The organism is Jiangella mangrovi (genome assembly GCF_014204975.1).
In the GTDB taxonomy this organism is placed as follows: domain Bacteria; phylum Actinomycetota; class Actinomycetes; order Jiangellales; family Jiangellaceae; genus Jiangella; species Jiangella mangrovi.
Genome location: NZ_JACHMM010000001.1, coordinates 388,344 through 407,100 on the forward strand (window position 1 = coordinate 388,344; position 18,757 = coordinate 407,100).

Genomic DNA, 18,757 nt, shown 5'->3' on the forward strand with positions numbered 1-18,757 from the left:
TCCCGGTGGTAGCAGAATTACTGCCATGAGCACTTACATCGTTCTTCTCCTGGCAGTCGCGATCGCCGCCGCGGTCTACGCGGCCCGCTGGACGGTCTCGGACGGTGGCCCTCGGCACGACCCGCTCCCGCGGGCCGAGGACGAGTGGTCCCCGTCCCTGCCGACTCACCCTTACGCCCGCTGACTCCAGCGGGCGAGGAACCGCTCGCGCCCCACGACGGCGCGGGTGACGGTCCCACGACCCACGGGCTCGCCGTCGCCGTCGAACGCGGCGACGGAGAACCGCAGGGTCCGCCCGTCGACGGCGGTCAGCTCGCAGCGCACCTCCACGAGGGCGCCGAGCGGACTCGCCGCGACGTGATCCACCTCGATCCGCGTCCCGACCGTGGTGTCGCCGTCGGCCAAGGCAGCGTCGACGGCGGCCACGGTCACGGCCTCCATCCACGCCACCAGCCGCGGCGTCGCCAGCACGGGCACGTCGCCGGAGCCCACCGCCAGTGCGGTGTCGACCTCGGTGACGGTGTGCGACTCCGCGGCAGCGAGGCCCGGCGTCAGCGCCGTCACGAGATGACGACCAGCACGTCGCCCTCCTGGACGACGTCGCCGGGCCCGACCTTCACCTCGGACACCAGCCCGCCGTCCTCGCACAGCACCGGGATCTCCATCTTCATGGACTCCAGGACCAGCAGGGTCGCCCCGGCATCGACCTGGTCACCCACGGATACCGCCACGGAGTGGACATTGGCCACCATCTCGGCGGCCACCGACTCTGCCACGTGCTGACTCCTCTCGCCGTTGACGTGCATTCCACCACGAACCCGCAGGCTCGCGGGCGTGGCGTCCGTCCGTTCGGCGCCGGAGCGGGTCAGGATGGATGATATGGCGCTGCTCCTGCTCGCCCTGGCCGCCGGCCTGGTGGCGGGGTACGCACGAGGTGGGCGGCTGCGCCGGCTGGGCGAACGGCCGCCGGTGCGCAGCCGGCTCATCCTCACGGCGCTGGGCGCCTACGCCGTCGGCGTCGCCGGCAGCTGGGTCTGGGAGCCGCTGCTGCCGGTCATGACGGCGCTGTGCTGGTTCACGCTCGGCTTCTACGCCTGGCTCAACCGCAGCTACCACGGTGCCCGGCTGGTGGCGCTCGGCCTGGCCGCGAACGGGCTGGTCATCCTGCTCAACGGCGGCATGCCGGTGTCGGCCGACGCGCAGCAGCGGGCCGGCGTCGAGACCACCGTCGCCGAGCACACCGAGGCCGGCCGCGTCACCGTCGTCGACGACACCACGCGACTCCCCTGGCTGGGCAAGACCATCCCGGTCGCGTTCCCGCCCCGGCCCGAGGCGGTCAGCCCGGGCGACCTCGCGGTCGCGGCGGGCGTGGCGGCGGCGCTGGCCACCGCGATGACGGGACGGCGGACGGCGGCGGCCTCCGTCCGCGCGGGTGCCGCGACCCGGCCCCAGCAGCGCCCCCAGCGGCAGCCGGGCGGACCCCGTCCGGCCCGCCCCCGTCCCACGGCGCCGCCGCGACCGCCCCAGCCGGAACCGTCCGCCGGACATGCGACAATGGACGGCGACGCGACCGCCGGTACAGCGCCGGAAACGCCGCGCGTCACCGCCTGACGGCTCGCCCGTCGGCGCGGACCCCGGCGGTTCGCCCGCCAGCAGCACACCGATCCCGGAAGGAGCCGGCTCGCCATGGGCAAGAAGGCACGCAAGCGCCGTTCGCGCAAGAAGAGCGCCGCCAACCACGGCAAGCGCCCCAACTCCTGAGGCGCGTAGAAACGACGAGAGCCCCGGCACCTGCGATGGCAGGGCCGGGGCTCTCGGCTGTGCGACGTCTGTGTCAGGGCGTCCGGGTCATCTGCACCCGGACCTCCTGGATGCGGGCGCGGATCTTCAGCCGCAGCTCGTCGGGAGCGTGATCGCAGCCGCAGGCGCGGGCCAGCGTCTCGCGGATGACGCGCTCGATGTCGTACGTGGACAGGCACGGCTGGCAGTCGTCCAGGTGGGCCTTGATCTCTTCGTACGTCAGGGTGCGGTCGTCGAGCTCGCGATCGAAGAAGACGTAGACCCGATCGAGAACCTCAGCGCAGTCGACTTCGTCGTCGTTGCAGCTCATCCTCCGACCTCCTGAGTGACCTTCGGCACCAGCCCACGCTCGCGGGCGTAGTCCTCGAGCAGCCCGCGCAGCTGACGGCGGCCACGGTGCAGCCTGGACATCACCGTGCCGATGGGTGTGCCCATGATGTCGGCAATCTCCTTGTAGGGGAAGCCTTCGACATCGGCGAGGTAGACCGCGATGCGGAACTCCTCGGGGATCTCCTGCAACGCGTTCTTCACGTCGGAGTCGGGCAGGTGGGCGAGCGCCTCGGCCTCGGCCGAGCGCAGGCCGGTCGAGGTGTGTGCCTCGGCCCGCGCCATCTGCCAGTCCTCGATCTCTTCAGTGGCGCTCTGCTGCGGCTCGCGCTGCTTCTTCCGGTACGTGTTGATGAACGTGTTGGTCAGGATGCGGTAGAGCCACGCCTTGAGGTTCGTTCCCTCCTTGAACTGGTGGAACGAGGCGTAGGCCTTCGCGAACGTCTCTTGGACCAGGTCCTCGGCGTCGCTGGCGTTGCGCGTCATGCGCAGGGCGGCGGAGTACAACTGGTCGAGGTACGGCAACGCATCGCGCTCGAAGCGCTGCGTGCGCTGCTCGTCACTCTCCTGAACTGTCATCACCGACAAGTCTACCGGCGCGGTCGAGTTCCACGCCTCGTGGCCGTCGCGTCCCACGCCGTCGAGCGCCGGTCGCTCCAAGCAGGTAGCACTCACAGTCAGCCGAACCTCCAAGCATCGGTCGTTGCGATGGCTTGAACGGTGACGGGGTGCGCTTCATTCCCCGAGCGGGGCCAGGAACGACCGCACGGAGTCGACCACGAGGTCCAGCGCCTCGCGCTGCGAATGACCCTTGAGCACGCGCATGCCGTGGTCGGCGGCGGCCACGGTGACCAGCCGGTGCGGTCCGTCGGGGAACTCGCCCGGGCCGCCGAACGTGTCGCGCTCGCCCTGCACGACGAGCACCGGCAACTTCTCGGCCGCGCCGGTCAGCTCGTCGACCCGCGAGGCCTGCGGCTTGCCGGGCAGGTGCAGCGGGAACGCGAGGCAGACGACGGCGGCCGCGTCGAGGGCCGCCGCGGTGCGGCAGGCGACCCGGGCCCCGGAGCTGCGCCCGCCGAGCACCAGCGGCACGTCGCGCGGCAGCGTCGCGAGGGCCGCCAGCCAGGCTTCGTCGAGCACCGGCGGGCGCGGCGCGACCTTCTTGCCGGCCAGGCGCCAGGGCTGCTCGAACCGGACGACGGTGACGCCGTCGGCGGGCAGGGCGCGTGAGAGCGCCTCGAGGTCGGCCGCCTTGGGTCCCCCGCCGGAGCCGTGCCCGAGCACCAGTCGCAGCCGCGGCTCGTCGGCGGCGTCGGTCCAGAACGCGGCCTCGCCGATGGGCGTGGCGACGGTGGTGCGGACCGGGGCCATCAGAGGTCCACCGGCTCGACGAGGTGCGGGCCGTTGTTGCCGACCTTGTTGACGTCGGTGGACACCGGGTAGGCGTCGAGGATGCCGGGGACGGCGGGCGACAGCAGCGCCGTCACGTCGTCGGCGTCGGTGTTGGCGGGGTCGAGCCAGCGCTCCCAGTGGTCGGGCTCGACGAGCATGGGCATGCGGTCGTGGATCTGCCCGACGTCGTCGGTGGCGTCGGTGGTGAGGATGACCACCGACCACACGAACGCGTCGTCGGCGTCCTCGGGCTTGCTCTTGTCGCGCCAGATCTCGTACAGCCCGGCCATGGCCAGCGAGCCGTCCTTGGGGTGGATGAAGAACGGCTGCTTGTCGCCCTTCTCGCCACGCCATTCGTAGAAGCCGTCGGCCGGCAGGATGCAGCGCCTGGCGGCGAACGCCTTGCGGAAGGCCGGCTTCTCGGCCGCGGTCTCGACCCGGGCGTTGATCAGCTTGTTGCCGATGGAGAGGTCCTTGGCCCACGACGGCACCAGGCCCCAGCGCAACGTCCGCAGCCGGCGCGTCGGCGGCACCTCGGGCTCGTCCTTCTTCCCGCGCGTGACGACGGCGTAGACCTGCTTCGAGGGCGCGACGTTCCAGTCGGGGTCGAGGCGCTCGCGCACCTCGGCGTTGTCGACGCCGAACTCGTCGGCGAGGTCGTCGGCGCTCTGGCTGACCGCGTACCGTCCGCACATGCCTCCATCCTGGCACCAGCCGGTGACAGTCACGCGCGTGTTGGGGCGCCCACGCGTGTAGACGAGCGGATTCGTGGTAGTCAAGAGGTATGAGCCTCGTCCGCATGATCGCCCGCCCCATGCTCGCGTCGATCTTCGTCGTGCAGGGCGCCAAGGCGCTCCGCGACCCGGAGACCAACCTTCCGGCGGCCACCAACTTCACCGACCGGTTCGGCCCCACGCTGCAGAAGCGGGTGCCGCAGCTGCCCACCGACCCCAAGACGCTGGTGCGCATCAACGCCGGCATCCAGGTCGGCGCGGGGCTCGCGCTGGCCACCGGCCGCATGCCGCGGCTGGCCTCGGCCACCCTGCTCGCCTCGCTGCTGCCGACCACGGTCGCCGGGCACCCGTTCTGGACGATCGAGGACCCCGACCAGCGCAACGCCCAGCGCGTCCAGGCCATGAAGAACGCCGGCATCGCCGGCGGGCTGCTGCTGGCCGCCGTCGACACCGAGGGCAAGCCGGGGCTGTCGTGGCGGGCCCGGCGCGCCGCCAAGGACGCCAAGCGGGCCACCAAGACGGCCAAGCGCGAGGCCCGCATGGCCGCCCAGGTCACCGCCGGGCGGGCCAAGGTCCGGGCCGGGCGGGCCAAGGCCGGCATCACGTCGGTGCAGCACCGCGTCAGCCCCTGAGAGCGATCTCCACCAGGTCGGCCGCGGCCGCGCGGGCGTGCACGATCGCATCGGGGACGCCGCCGGCCGTCATGGTCACCAGGGCGCCCTCGTGCAGGAGGGCCAGCCGCAGGCCGAGCTCGGCCGCCCGCTCGGGGTCGTCGACGCCGGCCTCGGTGACTACGAGGACGTAGAGGTCGCGGATCCAGTCCTTCTCGGCCCGGATCACCGCGACGCCCGGGTGCTCCGTCCCGCCGATCTCCGCGTACGCGTTGACGAACGCGCAGCCGCGCTCCTCGCCGGCCTGCCACTCGGCCAGGGCGTCGTAGACCGCCAGCACGCGGTCCGGGCCCGCCTCGGGCGCGTGCTCGTCGAGGTAGGCGGCGGTGAACGCGCGCGAGCGCTCGAAGCGGCGGCCCAGGTACAGCGCCACCAGCGCGTCCTTCGAGCCGAACCGGTCGTAGAGCGTCTTCTTCGTGGTGCCGGCGGCGTCGGCGATGGCGTCGACGCCGACCGCCCGGATGCCGTGCCGGTAGAACAGCTCGCTCGCGGCGTCGAGCAGCCTCACCCCGGCCGGGGTGAGCTCGGTGGAGCGCTGACGGACCATACACTGACAGTATACCGACCGGTATGTTTACATCGCCGGCATGACGGAGATCGCTGCTGAGCGCACGGCCCCGCGCACGTCGACCGTGGACGTCGCGGCCGCCGCCGGGCTGGTCGTCTTCTGGAGCTCGGGGTTCATCGGGTCGCGGCTCGGAGTCGAGTACGCGCCGGCCGACACGCTGCTGTCCTGGCGCTACCTGATCGCCGCGGCCATCCTGCTGCCGGTGGTCGGGGCGCGACTGCTCCGGGTGCGGCGCGCCGAACTGCGCCGGCACGCCGTCGTCGGACTGTTCTCACAGGTGCTGTACCTGGGCGGCGTCACCGGCGGCATCGGGCTCGGCACCCCCGCCGGGACGACCGCGCTGATCGCCGCGCTGCAGCCCCTGGTCGTGGCGACGGCGGCCCGCCGGGTCCTCGGCGAGACGGTGAGCCGGCGGGCGCAGACCGGCCTGTGGCTGGGACTGGCCGGGGTCGCCGTCGTCGTGTCCGGCGACATCGGGTCCGGCGGGCAGGCCTGGATCTACCTGCTGCCGGTCGGCGGCATGCTCGCGCTGTCCGCCGGGACGGTGCTCGAGCAGCGCTGGCGCCCGGCCGGCGGGCTCCCGGTGTCGCTGACGGTGCACGTGACGGTCGCTGCGGTGGCGTTCTCGGCCGAGGCGGCGGTGTTCGGGCGGCTGTACGCGCCCGGGAGCGCCGGGTTCTGGTGGTCGGTCGCGTGGGTGCTGGTGCTGTCGACCGCGTGCGGATACGGGGCGTACCTGCTGGTGCTGCGGCGCGGCGGAGCGACCCGGGTCAGCAGCCTGCTCTACCTCACCCCGCCGACGACCACCGTCTGGGCGTGGGCGATGTTCGGCGAGTCCGTCGGCCTGCGCACCGCCCTCGGCTTCGCGATCTGCGCCGTCGCCGTCTGGCTGGTGGTCACCCGCCGAGCCTCCACCCGTGATCATCGACGATCTCTGGCGCCATAGCGCCGGCGATCGCCGATGATCATGGAGAAGGGCGGGTCAAACGCGGCCCGAAAGCCGCTCCTCTCCATGATCAACAGTGGGCGGCCGGGGAAACTGGACCACAGCGGGACCAAGGGCCGGGGCCATTTTGGGGAGGGGGCCCTGGTGCTGTGAGAGGCGAGGGCGCGGCGGTGCGGGTCAAGTCCAAGCGCCCCCACCACAGCAGCGACCCGACCCCGAGTCGCGCGGACTTGAGGCGCACCGCCGCGCCCTCGACAATCGAACAGCAGGGGCCCGACCAACGCTCGGACCCCACCGCCGAACCTCAGAAACTCAGCCGACCGGCTCGGCGACTCCTGGGCGGAACTCGGGCGCGGCGGAGCGGACGCCGTCGGCCGCTTGGTCGTCGGGCTCGGTCTGGGAGGCGCGCTCAGCCTCGACCCGCTTGCGGTAGACGTCGACCTCGCGGGCGATGGTCGCCTCGTCCCAGCCGAGGGTCTCGGCCATGAGCCGGGCGACGGGCTCGGCGGACTCGAGGCCGCGGTGCGGGTACTCGATGCTGACCCGGGTGCGCCGCGTCAGCACGTCGCTGATGTGCAGGGCGGCCTCGTGGGTGACGGCGTAGACGACCTCGACCTGCAGGTAGTCGGCGGCGCCGGGGATGGGCTGCAGCAGCTCGGGCCGGCCGTCGGCGAGGGCGAGCAGCTCGTGCACCATGGAGCCGTAGCGGTCGAGCAGGTGGCGCAGCCGGTGCGGGTGCAGGCCGTGCTCCTCGGCCAGCCGGTCGACCTGGTTGACCAGGGCGTGGTAGCCGTCGGCGCCGACCAGCGGCACCTTGTCGGTGATGGACGGGCGGATCCAGCCGCGGAGGTCCTCGCGGGCGGCGTCGATGGCGTCTTTGGCCATGACGCGGTAGGTCGTGTACTTGCCGCCGGCGATGGCGACCATGCCGGGCGCCGGGCGGGCGACGGCGTGTTCGCGCGACAGCTTGGAGCTCTGCTCGCTCTCGCCCGCCAGCAGCGGCCGCAGCCCCGCGAACACGCCCTCGATGTCGTCGTGGGTGATGGGGGTGGCCAGGACGGTGTTGACGTGCTCGAGGATGTAGTCGATGTCGGCCTTGGTGGCGGCCGGGTGCGCGAGGTCGAAGTTCCAGTCGGTGTCGGTGGTGCCGATGATCCAGTGGTTGCGCCACGGGATGACGAACAGCACCGACTTCTCGGTGCGCAGGATCAGCCCGCTCTCGGCGGCGATGCGGTCGCGCGGGACCACGATGTGCACGCCCTTGCTGGCGCGCACGCGGAACCGGCCGCGGGTGCCGGCCGTGCGCTGCATCTCGTCGGTCCACACGCCGGTGGCGTTGACGACGACGTCGGCGGTGACCTCTTGCTCGACACCGGTCTCGACGTCGCGGATGCGCACGCCGGTGATGCGGTCGGCCTCGCGCAGGAAGTTGATGACCTGGGTCGACGAGCGGACGACGGCGCCGTAGTGGGCGGCCGTGCGGGCGACGGTGAGGGTGTGCCGGGCGTCGTCGGCCTGGGCGTCGTAGTAGCGGACGCCGCCGATGAGCGCGTCGTGGCGCAGCCCGGGGAACAGCCGCAGCGCGCCGGCCCGCGTGAGGTGCTTCTGCCCCGGCACCGAGCGGGCGCCGCCCATGGTGTCGTACATGAGCAGGCCGGTGGCGGTGTAGGGCCGCTCCCACCAGCGGTGCTTCAGCGGGTACAGGAAGCTGACCGGCTTGACCAGGTGCGGCGCGATGCGGGTGAGCATGAGCTCGCGCTCGTGCAGCGCCTCGCGCACCAGCCCGAACTCGAACTGCTCGAGGTAGCGCAGGCCGCCGTGGAAGAGCTTGCTCGACCGGCTGGAGGTGCCGGCGGCGAAGTCGCGCGCCTCGACGAGGGCGACCCGCAGGCCGCGGGTGACGGCGTCGAGCGCCGCACCGCTGCCCACCACGCCCCCGCCGATGACGACGACGTCGAAGTGCTCCGTGCCCAGGCGGTCCCAGCTCTCCTTCCGAGCCTCGGGTCCCAGCCGGCTGCTCGCGCCGGGGACGGCCCCGGCCCGCTCCGTGTCACCGGTCACGTCGATCACGTCTCCTTGCAGCTCAGCGAGCATGAATCGGCTCAAATGCCGCCCAGGTGCGACATGTCGACGCGACCGTCAGCGGCACCCCACAACACGCTACCCGCTCTGATCCCGGAGGACGTAGACAGTTGCTCTACGCACCAGTAAGTTCCGAAGGGACCCTTGGCAACGTTGCCGAGACCAGCCGGGACACCGGGGACGCCACGGCCGTTGTCGTCAACGGAAGCGGAGGTTCACATGGACCTGAGTTTCGGCGACATCTTCCAGAGCGAGTTCCTCGGCACCGCGATGCTGACGCTGCTGGGCTGCGGTGTGGTCGCCACCGCCATCCTGGACCGGAGCAAAGGACTGGGCGGCGGCTGGCTGCTCATCAACTTCGGCTGGGGCCTTGCCGTCTTCGCCGGTGTGTACGTGGCGTTCGACTCCGGCGCTCACATCAACCCCGCCGTGACCATCGGCCTGGCAGTCGAGGGCACGACCGAGTGGTCGGACGTTCCTGCCTACCTGCTCGGTGAGTTCGCGGGTGCGTTCGTCGGCGCCGTCGTCGCCTGGGTGGCGTTCAAGCAGCACTTCGACGTCGAGGAGGACGCGGCCAAGAAGCTCGCCGTGTTCTCGACCGGCCCGCAGATCCGCAATCCCGTCTGGAACACGCTGACGGAGGTCGTGGGCACGTTCGTCCTGCTCTTCGTCATCCTGTCGTTCGGCAACTCTCCGGTCGACCTCGGTCCGCTGCCCGTCGCCCTCCTGGTCGTCGGCATCGGCGCCTCTCTCGGTGGCCCGACCGGCTACGCCATCAACCCGGCCCGCGACCTGGGCCCCCGCATCGCGCACGCGCTGCTGCCCATTCCGGGCAAGGGCTCGAGCGACTGGGGGTACTCCTGGGTTCCCGTGGTGGGCCCGATCATCGGCGGCATCCTCGGCGCTCTGCTGGCCAAGGCCGTCTACTGATCGCCCGACCCGGGCACTGCCTGCCCCGTACGACGATGTGAGGAGAAGGGGATGAGTCAGTACGTAGCCGCCATCGACCAGGGCACGACGTCCACCCGGTGCATGATCTTCGATCACTCCGGCCGGGTGGTCTCCGTCGACCAGCGGGAGCACGAGCAGATCTTCCCGCAGGCCGGCTGGGTCGAGCACGATCCGGAAGAGGTCTGGCAGAACACGCGTCAGGTCTGCGCGGGGGCGCTGGCGAAGAAGGATCTCGTCACCAGCGACATCGTCGCCGTCGGCATCACGAATCAGCGCGAGACGGCGGTGGTGTGGGACAAGACGACGGGCAAGCCTGTCTACAACGCGATCGTCTGGCAGGACACGCGTACCGACCGCATCGTCGACGAGCTCGGCCGGGACGGAGGCCCGGACCGGTACCGCGCCCGGACCGGGCTGCCGCTCGCGACCTACTTCTCCGGTCCGAAGGTGAAGTGGATCCTCGACAACGTCGACGGCGCCCGGGCGAAGGCCGAGGCCGGCGACCTGCTGTTCGGCAACATGGACACCTGGGTGCTGTGGAACGCCACGGGCGGGCCGGAGGGCGGGTTGCACTACACCGACCCGACCAACGCCTCGCGGACCATGCTGATGGACCTCGACACCTTGTCGTGGGCCGAGGACCACGCGGCCGACATGGGCATCCCGGTGTCGATGCTCCCGGAGATCCGGTCGTCCTCGGAGGTGTACGGCAACATCCGCGAGCGCGGCGCGCTCGGCGGAGTGCCGGTCGCCGGCATCCTCGGCGACCAGCAGGCGGCCACGTTCGGCCAGGCCTGCCTGTCGCCGGGCGAGGCGAAGAACACCTACGGCACCGGCAACTTCGTCCTGCTGAACACCGGGACGGAGAAGGTGATGAGCGAGAACGGCCTGCTCACCACCGTCTGCTACAAGATCGGCGACAACGACGCCATCTACGCGCTCGAGGGCTCGATCGCGGTCACCGGCTCGCTGGTGCAGTGGCTGCGCGACAACCTCGGCATCATCGGGTCCGCACCCGAGATCGAGGCGCTGGCCGGCGGTGTCGAGGACAACGGCGGGGCGTACTTCGTCCCGGCGTTCTCGGGCCTGTTCGCGCCGTACTGGAGGTCCGACGCCCGCGGGGCGATCGTCGGGCTCACCCGGTTCGTCAACAAGGGCCACATCGCCCGCGCGGTGCTGGAGGCCACGGCCTTCCAGAGCCGCGAGGTCATCGACGCCATGAACGCCGACTCCGGCGTGGCCCTGACGTCGTTGAAGGTCGACGGCGGCATGGTGGCGAACGAGCTGCTCATGCAGTTCCAGGCCGACATCCTCGGCGTCCCGGTCATCCGGCCGGTCGTCGCGGAGACGACGGCGCTGGGCGCGGCGTACGCGGCCGGCCTCGCCACCGGGTTCTGGAACAGCGAGGACGACATCCGCACCAACTGGGCGCAGGACAAGCAGTGGGACCCGAACATGGACGAGGCCCACCGCGAGAAGATCTACCGCACGTGGAAGAAGGCCGTCACCAAGACCTTCGACTGGGTGGACAACAGCTAGTTCGGACGGCTGCGGTCGTCGGGCACCCGATAGGCTGGGTGCCCGATGACCGACACCTCCGCCCCGCTCTGGCCTGCACCGACCGCCGTCACGCCGGTCGACGCCACCATCGAGCTGCCCGGCTCCAAGTCCATCACCAACCGCGCGCTCATCCTCGCCGCGCTCGCCGACGGGCCGTCCCGGGTCCGGTATCCGCTGCTCGCGCGCGACACCCGGCTCATGATCGACGCCCTGCGCACGCTCGGCATCGTCATCGACCCGGTCGACGACGGCGTGAACGTCACCCCGGCGGCGGTCACCGGCGGGGTCGCCGTCGACACCGGGCTGGCCGGCACCGTCATGCGGTTCGTCCCGCCGCTGGCCGCGCTGGCCGACGGCGACGTCCGCTTCGACGGCGACCCGCAGGCCCGCAAGCGGCCCATGGACATCGTGCTCGACGCGCTGCGGGCGCTGGGCGTCAGCGTCGACGACGACGGCCGCGGCGTGCTGCCGTTCACCGTCGCCGGCACCGGAGCGGTCGCCGGCGGCCCGGTCACCATCGACGCGTCGGCGTCGTCGCAGTTCGTCAGCGGGCTGCTGCTGTCAGCGCCCCGCTACGACAAGGGCATCACCGTCCACCACGACGGCGAGCCGGTCCCGTCGCAGCCGCACATCGACATGACGGTGGCCATGCTGCGCGAGCGCGGGGCCGAGGTCGACGACTCCGTGGCGGACACCTGGCGGGTCGAGCCTGGTCCCGTCCGGGCCCTGGACACCGTCATCGAGCCCGACCTCTCCAACGCCGCGCCGTTCCTCGCCGCCGCGCTGCTCACCGGCGGGACGGTGCGGGTGCCGCGCTGGCCGGCGGCGACGACGCAGCCGGGCGACGACCTGCGCGACCTCCTCGCCCGCATGGGCGCCGACGTCGCGCTGTCCGGCGACGGCGTGCTGACGGTCCGCGGCACCGGCGCGGTCCACGGTCTCGACGCCGACCTGCACGACGTCGGCGAGCTGACCCCCGTGCTGGCCGCGCTGGCCGCCGTCGCCGGGTCGCCGTCGCACCTGCGTGGTATCGCCCACCTGCGCGGCCACGAGACCGACCGGCTGGCCGCGCTGGCCGCGGAGATCAACGGGCTGGGCGGCGACGTCGAAGAGACCGAGGACGGCCTGGTCATCCGGCCGGTGCCGCTGCGCGCCGGGGTGTTCCAAACCTACGCCGACCACCGCATGGCCCAGGCGGGCGCCGTCCTCGGGCTGGTGGTGCCGGGCGTCCAGGTCGAGGACATCGCGACCACGTCGAAGACCCTCGCCGACTTCCCCGGCATGTGGGCCCGGTTGCTGGGCTCCGATGCGGAGCCGGCCGCGTGATGGCCCGGCGGACCGCCGCCTCGTCCTACGACGAGGGGGACGTCAGGGTCCGCCCCGGACGCGGTTCGCGTCCACGCAGCAAGCTCCGCCCGGCGCACGCCGACGCCCGGCCGGCGCTGGTCATCGCCGTCGACCGCGGCCGCTACACCTGTGTGCTCGACGATCTGACGCTGACGGCCATGACCGCACGCGAGCTGGGCCGCAAGGCCGTCGTCGTCGGCGACCACGTGGGCCTGGTCGGCGACGTGTCCGGCGCTCCCGGCACGCTGGCGCGCATCGTGCGGGTCGAGGAGCGCTCGACGGTGCTGCGGCGCACCGCCGACGACGACGATCCGGTCGAGCGGGTCATCGTCGCCAACGCCGACCAGCTGATGATCGTCACCGCCGTCGCCGACCCCGAGCCGCGGCCCCGCCTCATCGACCGCGCGCTCGTGGCGGCGTTCGACGCCGGCATCGAGCCGCTGCTGTGCATCACGAAGGCCGACCTCGCCGACCCCGCGCCGCTGCTCGCGACGTACGCTCCGCTGCAGGTGCCCGCCGTCGTCACCCGCCGCCCGGACGGCACCGAGGAGGCCGACGTCGCCGAGGTCGTCGAGCACCTGCACGACCGCGTGACCGTCCTGGTCGGGCACTCCGGCGTCGGCAAGTCGACGGTCGTCAACGCGCTGGTGCCGGGGGCCGACCGGGCGACGGGTCAGGTCAACGTCGTCACCGGGCGCGGCCGGCACACCTCCACCAGCGCGGTCGCGCTGGCGCTGCCCGGCGGCGGCTGGGTCATCGACACGCCGGGCATCCGCTCGTTCGGGCTGGCGCACGTCGACCCCGACCGCCTCATCCTCGCCTTCCCCGACCTCGCCGCAGAGACCGAGGAGTGCCCGCGGGGATGCACGCACGCCGACGGCGAGCCCGAGTGCGCCCTCGATCTCGCGCTCGCCGCGGGGCGCGTCGACCCCGACCGGCTGGCGTCGTACCGCCGGTTGCTGGGCAGCCGTGACCGCCAGGCCGGCGACTAAGGGGTGTCCGGCGGGTCTTCGGCGGCGCGGATCGGCCCGCATCCGCCAGTACCCGCCGGACACCCCTACCGTGTAGGTTGGCCGATCGTGGCCCATGACGACGACCTCCGCTTCGCCCACGTCCTGGCCGACGACGCCGACTCGCAGACGATGTCGCGGTTCCGGGCCGCTGACCTGCGCATCGAGACCAAGGCCGACCAGTCCCCCGTCACCGACGCGGACAAGGCGACCGAGGAGGCCATCCGGCGGACGCTGGGGCGCGCCCGCCCGCGTGACGCCGTCGTCGGAGAAGAGTTCGGCGCCGGCGGCTACGGCGCGCGCCGCTGGGTCATCGACCCCATCGACGGCACCAAAAACTACCTGCGCGGGGTCCCCGTCTGGGCCACGCTGATCGCGCTCATGGTCGAGGACGAGGTGGTCGCGGGCGTGGTGTCGGCCCCGGCGCTGCAGCGGCGCTGGTGGGCGGCGCGCGGCACGGGCGCCTACACCGGCCGCTCGCTGTCGTCGGCGACCCGCTGCCGGGTGTCCGACGTCGCCACGCTGGAGCAGGCGTCGCTCTCGTACTCGTCGCTGAGCGGATGGGAGGACCGCGGGCAGCTCCCGGCGTTCCTCGACCTCACCCGGGCTTGTTGGCGCACCCGCGCCTACGGCGACTTCTGGTCCTACATGCTGCTCGCCGACGGCGCGGTCGACATCGCGACGGAGCCGGAGCTGGCCCTGCACGACATGGCCGCCCCGTCCATCGTGGTCGAGGAGGCGGGCGGCCGCTTCACCGGTCTCGACGGCGTCCCCGGCCCGCTGGGCCCCGACGCCCTCGCCACCAACGGCCGCCTCCACAACGAGGTGCTCGCCCACATCGGCCGCGTCGAGCAGTAGCGCCCGCCTCCGCTCACCGGAGTCGGCGGCGGGTGAGGATCACCCCGGCGACGACGGCGACGGCGGCGAGCAGCCCGGCCCCGGCGGTCGCCGTCACCGTGAAGCCGTGCGTGAATGCCGCCCGCGCGGCCGCCACGGACTCCCCCGCTGCCAGTGCGGCGCCCAGGCTGCCCGTCGCCGACTCGGGCACGCCGCCGATCGAGCGCAGCTCCGACGCGTACACGGCCGTCGCGATGCTGCCGAGGACGGCGATGCCCAGCGCCGCCCCGAACTCGCCGGCCGTCTCCGACATCGCCGACACCGAGCCGGCCCGCGACGGCGGGGCCGAGCCGACGACGAGGTCGATGAGCAGGCTGATCGCCATGCCGACGCCGAGCACCAGCACCGTGTAGGCGGCGATGACGACTCCGACGGGCGAGGACGGGGTCACCGTCTGGGCGACCAGGGCGAAGCCGAGCGCCGCCACCCCCATGCCCGCGCCCACGACCACACCGGCCGGGACCCGCCGGACCAGCACGTTCGCCACCGCGATGCCGAGGATCGTCCCCGCGACCGTCGGCAGCATCCACAGCGCCGCCGCGAACGGCCGCAGCCCGAGCACGCCCTGCACGTACTGCACCGCCAGCGCGCCCATGCCGCCGGTCGCGAACGTCAGCACCGCGTTCGACCCAATGGCGGCCGCGAAGTCGGGCCGCCGGAACAGCCGCACGTCGATCATCGGGTCGGCCAGCCGCAGCTGCCGCCGTCCGAACAGCACCCCGACGACCAGCCCGGCGGCCACCGCCAGCACGGCCGAAGCCGAGACCGACCCGTGCGTCGCGATCTCCTTGACGCCGTAGATCACCGGCAGGACGGCGCCCAGCGACAGCACCGCGCTCCACCAGTCCACCGGCCCGCCGTCGCCCCGCGACTCCGGCAGCAGCACCGGGCCGACGACCAGCAGCGCCCGGGCCGCGATGAGCAGCTCCGGCGTCGTCGCGTATGCCGCGAGCACCGACGCCGCACCGAACGCGACCGCCCCGGCCAGCAGCAGCCGGCGCCGCCCGATGCGGTCGCCCAGCGAGCCCATGGTGATGAGCAGCCCCGCCATGAGGAAGCCGTACACGTCCATGATCCACAGCAGCTGGCTGCCCGACGGCTCGAGGTCGGCGCTCAGCCACGGCGCGGCCATGGACAGCACCGAGAGGTCCATCGAGGCGAGCAGGGCGGGCAGCGCCAGCACGGCGAGGCCGAGCCACTCGCGCCGGCCGGCGCGCACGGGGGTGGTCGTCATGCCTGGAACTATACGAACGTATTAAACATATGTCTATGACGAGCGTCTAGGGCGGCACTAGACTCGGCCCATGGGACACCGCGAGGACCTGCTCGAGGGCGCGAAGCGGCTGCTGGCGACGAAGGGCTACGCGCACATCACCGCGCGCGACCTGGTCGCGGAGTCCGAGACCAACCTCGCCTCCATCGGCTACCACTTCGGCTCGAAGGAGGCGCTGCTCAACGCCGCCGTCATCGACTCGTTCAACGACTGGGACGAGGAGATCGAGCGGGCCATCGACGCGCGGCCGGGCGACGCGCCCGCGGACCGGCTCGAGGCGTTCCTCGACGGCGTCATCCGCGGCGTCACCGGCAACCGGGCGCTCGCGATGGCCAGCGTGCAGGCGTTCGCCCAGTTCGAGTACGCCCCGGAGCTGCGCGACCAGCTCGCCGCCACCTACGACCAGGCCCGCCGCGAGGTCGCCGCCGTCCTGCTGGAACGCGACGACCTCGACGACGACACCGCGCGCCGCGTCGGCTCGCTGGCCCTCGCCGTCATCAACGGCCTGGTCCTGCAGTGGTTGATCGACCCGGAGCGCGCGCCGTCGGCCGCCGACCTCGCCGCCGCTCTCCGCACGATCGCGTCGAGCTAGAGCGCGCCAGACGGACTCCGCCGCGACATGGACAGCCTGGGATTGATCATGGAGAAGGGCAGGGTCCACGGCACTGTAGACCTGCACTTCCCCATGATCATCCAGGATCGGTGGGGTGATGGCACCACCGATCCTTGATGATCATGGGACGGATGCCGCTCGACGGCGCAAGCTGGCTTGTCGCCCGCCCGGGCCGGGTCGCACACGCACGCCACGACCCTAGGATCCGCGGGCCGCGCGAAAGCTAGCCCGGCGGTGCGGGCCCGGACTGCTCGCGCGTCGACGCGAGGTAGCTGCCGACGGTGTTGACCAGCGCGACGATCGGCACCGCGATGATGGCGCCGATGATCGAGCCGGCCAGCGTGCCGATGGCGACGGCGACCGCGACGGCCAGCGGGTGGACGCGCACCATGCGGCCGAGGATGAACGGCTGGAAGACGTTGCTCTCGATCTGCTGGACGACGATGAGCCCGGCCAGCACGACGATGGCGATCAGCAGGCCCTGCGTCACGAGCGCGACCAGCACGGCCACCGTCCCGGTGACGAACGCGCCGATGAGCGGCACGAACGCCCCGAAGAACACCAGCACGCCGAGCGGCAGCGCCAGCGGCACCTGCAGGATGAACAGCAGCACGGTGATGGCGACGGCGTCGAACAGCGCCACCAGCACCGTCCCGCGGATGTACTGGCCGAGGGTCAGCCAGGCGACGTCGCCGGCGGCCGCCGCGCGGGCCCGCGCCCGCGCCGGGAACAGCCGCACCAGCCAGGTCCAGATGCGCTCGCCGTCGTAGAGGAAGAAGATCAGCGCGAACAGCGCCAGCGCCAGCCCGACCAGGATCTCGATGGCGACGGTGGCGGCGGTGGCCGCCTGCTCGGTGACGGAGCTGTCGTCCTGGAACACCGCGACGGCGCGGTCGATGTAGCCGTCGAGCTGGGCCTCGTCGATGCTGAACGGCGGGCCGGCCAGCCAGTTGCGGACCTCTTGCAGGCCCTCTTCGGCCTGGTCGACGACGTCCTCGAACTGGCCGCCGACGGCGTTGCCCACCAGCGTCAGCGAGCCGACCACGACGAGCAGGAACGCGACGAACACGACGGCGGCAGCGGGCCCGCGCCGCCAGCCGGCGAGGCAGAGGCGGCGCACCAGCGGCTGCAGGCCGGCCGCCAGCAGCAACCCGGCCACGAGCGGGAAGATGACGACGCGCAGCTCCCACGCGAGCCAGCCGACGCCGGCCACCGCCGCGGCGATGACGATGAGCCGCCAGCTCCAGTCGGCGGCGTCGCGGACGACGCGGGGCACCGGGTGCTGGTCGGGCGGCCGGGGCGCGTGCACCTCGGCGGGCGGTGGCGGCACCGGTCCCGGCACGGGCGCGACCGGCTCCGGCACCAGTCCGGCGGACGGCGGGACGGTGCCGTCGGGCGAGGGGATGACGCCCTCGGCGGGCGGCAGCGCGCCGGGCACACCACCGGGCGGCGCGGCCTGCTGACCGGCCGCGGCGGCCTGCGCGAGCCGCTGGCGGGCGTCGGAGAGCCAACGGGTCATGCGCACCAGACGATCCGGCACAGGGTCAGCCTGACACACGCCCCCGACAGCCCGAGCGAGCGGCTAGCGGCGTCCGGGGAAATTCTTCGCCATCCCGCGTCATGATCCGGCCCGGTCCCCGTCGTGGTGGGTGCAAGGGTCGGACCGAAGCGTGCGCGAGAACGGGGAGTTCCGAGGATGACGGTGTTCAACCACGACGGCCTGCCGGCGACATCGTTGCTGGCTGCCTGGCTGGACCGGCCGATGCCGGCGAGCGCACACGACGACGGCGCCCTTCTCGATACGGGCCGGGCGGAGGCAACCACAGGGGAGCTGCCTCCGCCCGGCGTCGAGGCGGTGATCGACGCGCTGTGCGCGGCCGAGCCCGATCCCGAGGACGTCTCCCAGGGCCTGACGGTGTTCGCCTGGGAGCGGTCGGCGACGACGGGCGACCTCACCTGTCTGCTGGACGAGGTGGACGAGCTCTGGGACGTCCTCGAGGCGTCCGTCGGCGCCCCGCTCCCCCGCGCGACGGCACGGCACCGCGTGGTCGACGCGTGGGTCGACGCCGTCGCCGCCGAACGGGGTTCGCCCGGCCTCGACCCGCTGTCCGGACTGCACACCGCGGGCTACCTCTACGGCCGCGTCAACGAGCTCGACCGGCTGTCCGGGGTGGAGCCGTCGGCGCTGGTCCTGATCGTGGTCCGGTGGGATCCGGCGGACGGTCCGTGGCTGCGGATCGCCCGCATCCTGCAGGCGGCGTCGGCGCTGCGATCACGGGTCCGCCCGGCGGCCACGCTGAGCCAGGTCGGCACCACGATGGCGCTGGCCCTCGTACCCGACGATGCGCAGGCACGGGTCGAGCGGATCTCCTTGACGAAGGCGGTCGAAAACGGTGAACTGAGCACAGCAAATGTGCGGGTCGACGTGTTCGCTGTTCCGGACTCTCGAGTGAGATTGCCTGAACTCGTGACTCGGCTGTATGGGGGGGCTAATGTCGATCATGCCATCAGGCCGCCCAGGTACCGTCACTCAGGGAGAGGTTCCCTGGACTGAGCTGCCTGGGTGGAACCGGGATAGCGAGAACA

The 18,757-nt window shown here is 72.4% G+C and carries 22 protein-coding genes; 12 read left to right on the forward strand and 10 right to left on the reverse strand.

Annotated elements, in window-relative coordinates:
- Positions 1–25: 25 nt before the first annotated feature.
- Entirely contained in the window at positions 26–184 is a 159-nt protein-coding gene (locus HD601_RS01735; protein WP_162605615.1) for a hypothetical protein, read from the forward strand.
- Here HD601_RS01735 and HD601_RS01740 read toward each other — a convergent pair.
- Positions 172–564, reverse strand: a complete 393-nt coding sequence (locus HD601_RS01740) for a thioesterase, FlK family (RefSeq protein WP_184818746.1) — start codon at positions 562–564, stop codon at positions 172–174. The two genes, HD601_RS01735 and HD601_RS01740, sit on opposite strands and share 13 nt — an antisense overlap.
- Entirely contained in the window at positions 561–752 is a 192-nt protein-coding gene (locus HD601_RS01745; protein WP_246400526.1) for a biotin/lipoyl-binding carrier protein, read from the reverse strand. The genes HD601_RS01740 and HD601_RS01745 overlap by 4 nt, the downstream gene beginning before the upstream one ends.
- Positions 753–879: 127 nt before the next feature.
- Between HD601_RS01745 and HD601_RS01750 the strand changes: the two genes are divergently transcribed.
- Positions 880–1,611, forward strand: a complete 732-nt coding sequence (locus HD601_RS01750; RefSeq protein WP_184818750.1) for a DUF5317 domain-containing protein — start codon at positions 880–882, stop codon at positions 1,609–1,611.
- 75 nt (positions 1,612–1,686) lie between these two features.
- The gene (locus HD601_RS36190) at positions 1,687–1,761 is read left to right on the forward strand and encodes a 50S ribosomal protein bL37 (protein ID WP_370246331.1); all 75 of its coding nucleotides are present in this window, start codon (positions 1,687–1,689) and stop codon (positions 1,759–1,761) included.
- A 73-nt stretch (positions 1,762–1,834) separates the two neighbouring features.
- Here HD601_RS36190 and rsrA read toward each other — a convergent pair whose 3' ends face one another.
- The 4 genes from rsrA to HD601_RS01770 all read right to left on the reverse strand — a co-directional run bounded on the left by rsrA (position 1,835) and on the right by HD601_RS01770 (position 4,214).
- Positions 1,835–2,110, reverse strand: a complete 276-nt coding sequence (rsrA, locus tag HD601_RS01755) for a mycothiol system anti-sigma-R factor (RefSeq protein WP_184818751.1) — start codon at positions 2,108–2,110, stop codon at positions 1,835–1,837.
- Positions 2,107–2,706, reverse strand: coding sequence for a sigma-70 family RNA polymerase sigma factor (locus tag HD601_RS01760; RefSeq protein ID WP_184818753.1), 600 nt, complete (start codon positions 2,704–2,706; stop codon positions 2,107–2,109). The genes rsrA and HD601_RS01760 overlap by 4 nt, the downstream gene beginning before the upstream one ends.
- A 156-nt stretch (positions 2,707–2,862) precedes the next feature.
- Positions 2,863–3,498 carry an alpha/beta hydrolase family protein gene (locus tag HD601_RS01765; RefSeq protein ID WP_184818755.1) on the reverse strand — a complete coding sequence of 212 codons (636 nt, stop codon included), beginning with the start codon at positions 3,496–3,498 and terminating at the stop codon, positions 2,863–2,865.
- Positions 3,498–4,214: an SOS response-associated peptidase gene (locus HD601_RS01770; protein WP_184818758.1), complete on the reverse strand. Its 717-nt coding sequence runs from the start codon at positions 4,212–4,214 to the stop codon at positions 3,498–3,500. Before HD601_RS01770 ends, HD601_RS01765 begins: the two co-directional genes overlap by 1 nt.
- Positions 4,215–4,303: 89 nt before the next feature.
- Between HD601_RS01770 and HD601_RS34500 the strand changes: the two genes are divergently transcribed.
- On the forward strand, positions 4,304–4,885 hold the full coding sequence (locus tag HD601_RS34500) for a DoxX family protein (protein WP_184818760.1): 582 nt from the start codon (positions 4,304–4,306) through the stop codon (positions 4,883–4,885).
- Here the strand turns inward: HD601_RS34500 and HD601_RS01780 are convergent.
- Positions 4,875–5,471 (reverse strand): TetR/AcrR family transcriptional regulator, encoded by a 597-nt coding sequence (locus HD601_RS01780; protein ID WP_184818762.1) that lies wholly within the window; start codon positions 5,469–5,471, stop codon positions 4,875–4,877. The two genes, HD601_RS34500 and HD601_RS01780, sit on opposite strands and share 11 nt — an antisense overlap.
- A gap of 40 nt (positions 5,472–5,511) precedes the next feature.
- Between HD601_RS01780 and HD601_RS01785 the strand changes: the two genes are divergently transcribed.
- Positions 5,512–6,438 (forward strand): DMT family transporter, encoded by a 927-nt coding sequence (locus HD601_RS01785; RefSeq protein ID WP_184818764.1) that lies wholly within the window; start codon positions 5,512–5,514, stop codon positions 6,436–6,438.
- Between the two features lie 312 nt (positions 6,439–6,750).
- Here HD601_RS01785 and HD601_RS01790 read toward each other — a convergent pair whose 3' ends face one another.
- Positions 6,751–8,499 carry an FAD-dependent oxidoreductase gene (locus HD601_RS01790; protein WP_221440465.1) on the reverse strand — a complete coding sequence of 583 codons (1,749 nt, stop codon included), beginning with the start codon at positions 8,497–8,499 and terminating at the stop codon, positions 6,751–6,753.
- Between the two features lie 240 nt (positions 8,500–8,739).
- On the opposite strand from HD601_RS01790, the gene HD601_RS01795 reads away from it, so the two are divergent.
- The 5 genes from HD601_RS01795 (at position 8,740) to hisN (ending at position 14,246) form a co-directional block, all read left to right on the forward strand.
- Positions 8,740–9,450: an MIP/aquaporin family protein gene (locus HD601_RS01795; RefSeq protein ID WP_184818768.1), complete on the forward strand. Its 711-nt coding sequence runs from the start codon at positions 8,740–8,742 to the stop codon at positions 9,448–9,450.
- Between the two features lie 51 nt (positions 9,451–9,501).
- The gene (glpK, locus tag HD601_RS01800) at positions 9,502–11,010 is read left to right on the forward strand and encodes a glycerol kinase GlpK (RefSeq protein WP_184818770.1); all 1,509 of its coding nucleotides are present in this window, start codon (positions 9,502–9,504) and stop codon (positions 11,008–11,010) included.
- A gap of 45 nt (positions 11,011–11,055) precedes the next feature.
- Positions 11,056–12,357 (forward strand): 3-phosphoshikimate 1-carboxyvinyltransferase, encoded by a 1,302-nt coding sequence (aroA, locus tag HD601_RS01805; RefSeq protein WP_184818772.1) that lies wholly within the window; start codon positions 11,056–11,058, stop codon positions 12,355–12,357.
- Complete coding sequence (gene rsgA / locus HD601_RS01810) at positions 12,357–13,370, forward strand: ribosome small subunit-dependent GTPase A (protein ID WP_184818774.1); 1,014 nt, start codon at positions 12,357–12,359, stop codon at positions 13,368–13,370. Before aroA ends, rsgA begins: the two co-directional genes overlap by 1 nt.
- Before the next feature lie 84 nt (positions 13,371–13,454).
- Positions 13,455–14,246, forward strand: coding sequence for a histidinol-phosphatase (gene hisN, locus HD601_RS01815; protein WP_184829360.1), 792 nt, complete (start codon positions 13,455–13,457; stop codon positions 14,244–14,246).
- Positions 14,247–14,259: 13 nt separating this feature from the next.
- Here the strand turns inward: hisN and HD601_RS01820 are convergent, their stop codons facing one another.
- Positions 14,260–15,519, reverse strand: a complete 1,260-nt coding sequence (locus HD601_RS01820) for an MFS transporter (RefSeq protein ID WP_184818776.1) — start codon at positions 15,517–15,519, stop codon at positions 14,260–14,262.
- Positions 15,520–15,589: 70 nt separating this feature from the next.
- Between HD601_RS01820 and HD601_RS01825 the strand changes: the two genes are divergently transcribed.
- Positions 15,590–16,150, forward strand: coding sequence for a TetR/AcrR family transcriptional regulator (locus HD601_RS01825; RefSeq protein WP_184818778.1), 561 nt, complete (start codon positions 15,590–15,592; stop codon positions 16,148–16,150).
- A 244-nt stretch (positions 16,151–16,394) separates the two neighbouring features.
- On the opposite strand, the gene HD601_RS01830 is transcribed toward HD601_RS01825, so the two are convergent.
- The gene (locus HD601_RS01830) at positions 16,395–17,690 is read right to left on the reverse strand and encodes an AI-2E family transporter (protein ID WP_184818780.1); all 1,296 of its coding nucleotides are present in this window, start codon (positions 17,688–17,690) and stop codon (positions 16,395–16,397) included.
- 177 nt (positions 17,691–17,867) lie between these two features.
- Here HD601_RS01830 and HD601_RS01835 point away from each other — a divergent pair, with 177 nt between their 5' ends.
- On the forward strand, positions 17,868–18,725 hold the full coding sequence (locus HD601_RS01835) for a hypothetical protein (RefSeq protein WP_184818782.1): 858 nt from the start codon (positions 17,868–17,870) through the stop codon (positions 18,723–18,725).
- Positions 18,726–18,757 lie beyond the last annotated feature (32 nt).

Excerpts from the sequence above, each read along its gene's own strand:
- HD601_RS01745 (WP_246400526.1), bottom strand. The coding sequence starts at position 752 with ATGGTGGCCAATGTCCACTCCGTGGCGGTATCCGTGGGTGACCAGGTC.
- HD601_RS01785 (WP_184818764.1), top strand. The coding sequence starts at position 5,512 with ATGACGGAGATCGCTGCTGAGCGCACGGCCCCGCGCACGTCGACCGTG.
- HD601_RS01830 (WP_184818780.1), bottom strand. The coding sequence starts at position 17,690 with ATGACCCGTTGGCTCTCCGACGCCCGCCAGCGGCTCGCGCAGGCCGCC.
- HD601_RS01770 (WP_184818758.1), bottom strand. The coding sequence starts at position 4,214 with ATGTGCGGACGGTACGCGGTCAGCCAGAGCGCCGACGACCTCGCCGAC.
- HD601_RS01795 (WP_184818768.1), top strand. The coding sequence starts at position 8,740 with ATGGACCTGAGTTTCGGCGACATCTTCCAGAGCGAGTTCCTCGGCACC.
- HD601_RS01735 (WP_162605615.1), top strand. The coding sequence starts at position 26 with ATGAGCACTTACATCGTTCTTCTCCTGGCAGTCGCGATCGCCGCCGCG.
- HD601_RS01780 (WP_184818762.1), bottom strand. The coding sequence starts at position 5,471 with ATGGTCCGTCAGCGCTCCACCGAGCTCACCCCGGCCGGGGTGAGGCTG.
- HD601_RS34500 (WP_184818760.1), top strand. The coding sequence starts at position 4,304 with ATGAGCCTCGTCCGCATGATCGCCCGCCCCATGCTCGCGTCGATCTTC.
- HD601_RS01825 (WP_184818778.1), top strand. The coding sequence starts at position 15,590 with ATGGGACACCGCGAGGACCTGCTCGAGGGCGCGAAGCGGCTGCTGGCG.
- HD601_RS01820 (WP_184818776.1), bottom strand. The coding sequence starts at position 15,519 with ATGACGACCACCCCCGTGCGCGCCGGCCGGCGCGAGTGGCTCGGCCTC.
- glpK (WP_184818770.1), top strand. The coding sequence starts at position 9,502 with ATGAGTCAGTACGTAGCCGCCATCGACCAGGGCACGACGTCCACCCGG.
- rsgA (WP_184818774.1), top strand. The coding sequence starts at position 12,357 with ATGGCCCGGCGGACCGCCGCCTCGTCCTACGACGAGGGGGACGTCAGG.
- HD601_RS01835 (WP_184818782.1), top strand. The coding sequence starts at position 17,868 with ATGACGGTGTTCAACCACGACGGCCTGCCGGCGACATCGTTGCTGGCT.
- aroA (WP_184818772.1), top strand. The coding sequence starts at position 11,056 with ATGACCGACACCTCCGCCCCGCTCTGGCCTGCACCGACCGCCGTCACG.
- HD601_RS01750 (WP_184818750.1), top strand. The coding sequence starts at position 880 with ATGGCGCTGCTCCTGCTCGCCCTGGCCGCCGGCCTGGTGGCGGGGTAC.
- HD601_RS01760 (WP_184818753.1), bottom strand. The coding sequence starts at position 2,706 with ATGACAGTTCAGGAGAGTGACGAGCAGCGCACGCAGCGCTTCGAGCGC.
- HD601_RS01765 (WP_184818755.1), bottom strand. The coding sequence starts at position 3,498 with ATGGCCCCGGTCCGCACCACCGTCGCCACGCCCATCGGCGAGGCCGCG.
- rsrA (WP_184818751.1), bottom strand. The coding sequence starts at position 2,110 with ATGAGCTGCAACGACGACGAAGTCGACTGCGCTGAGGTTCTCGATCGG.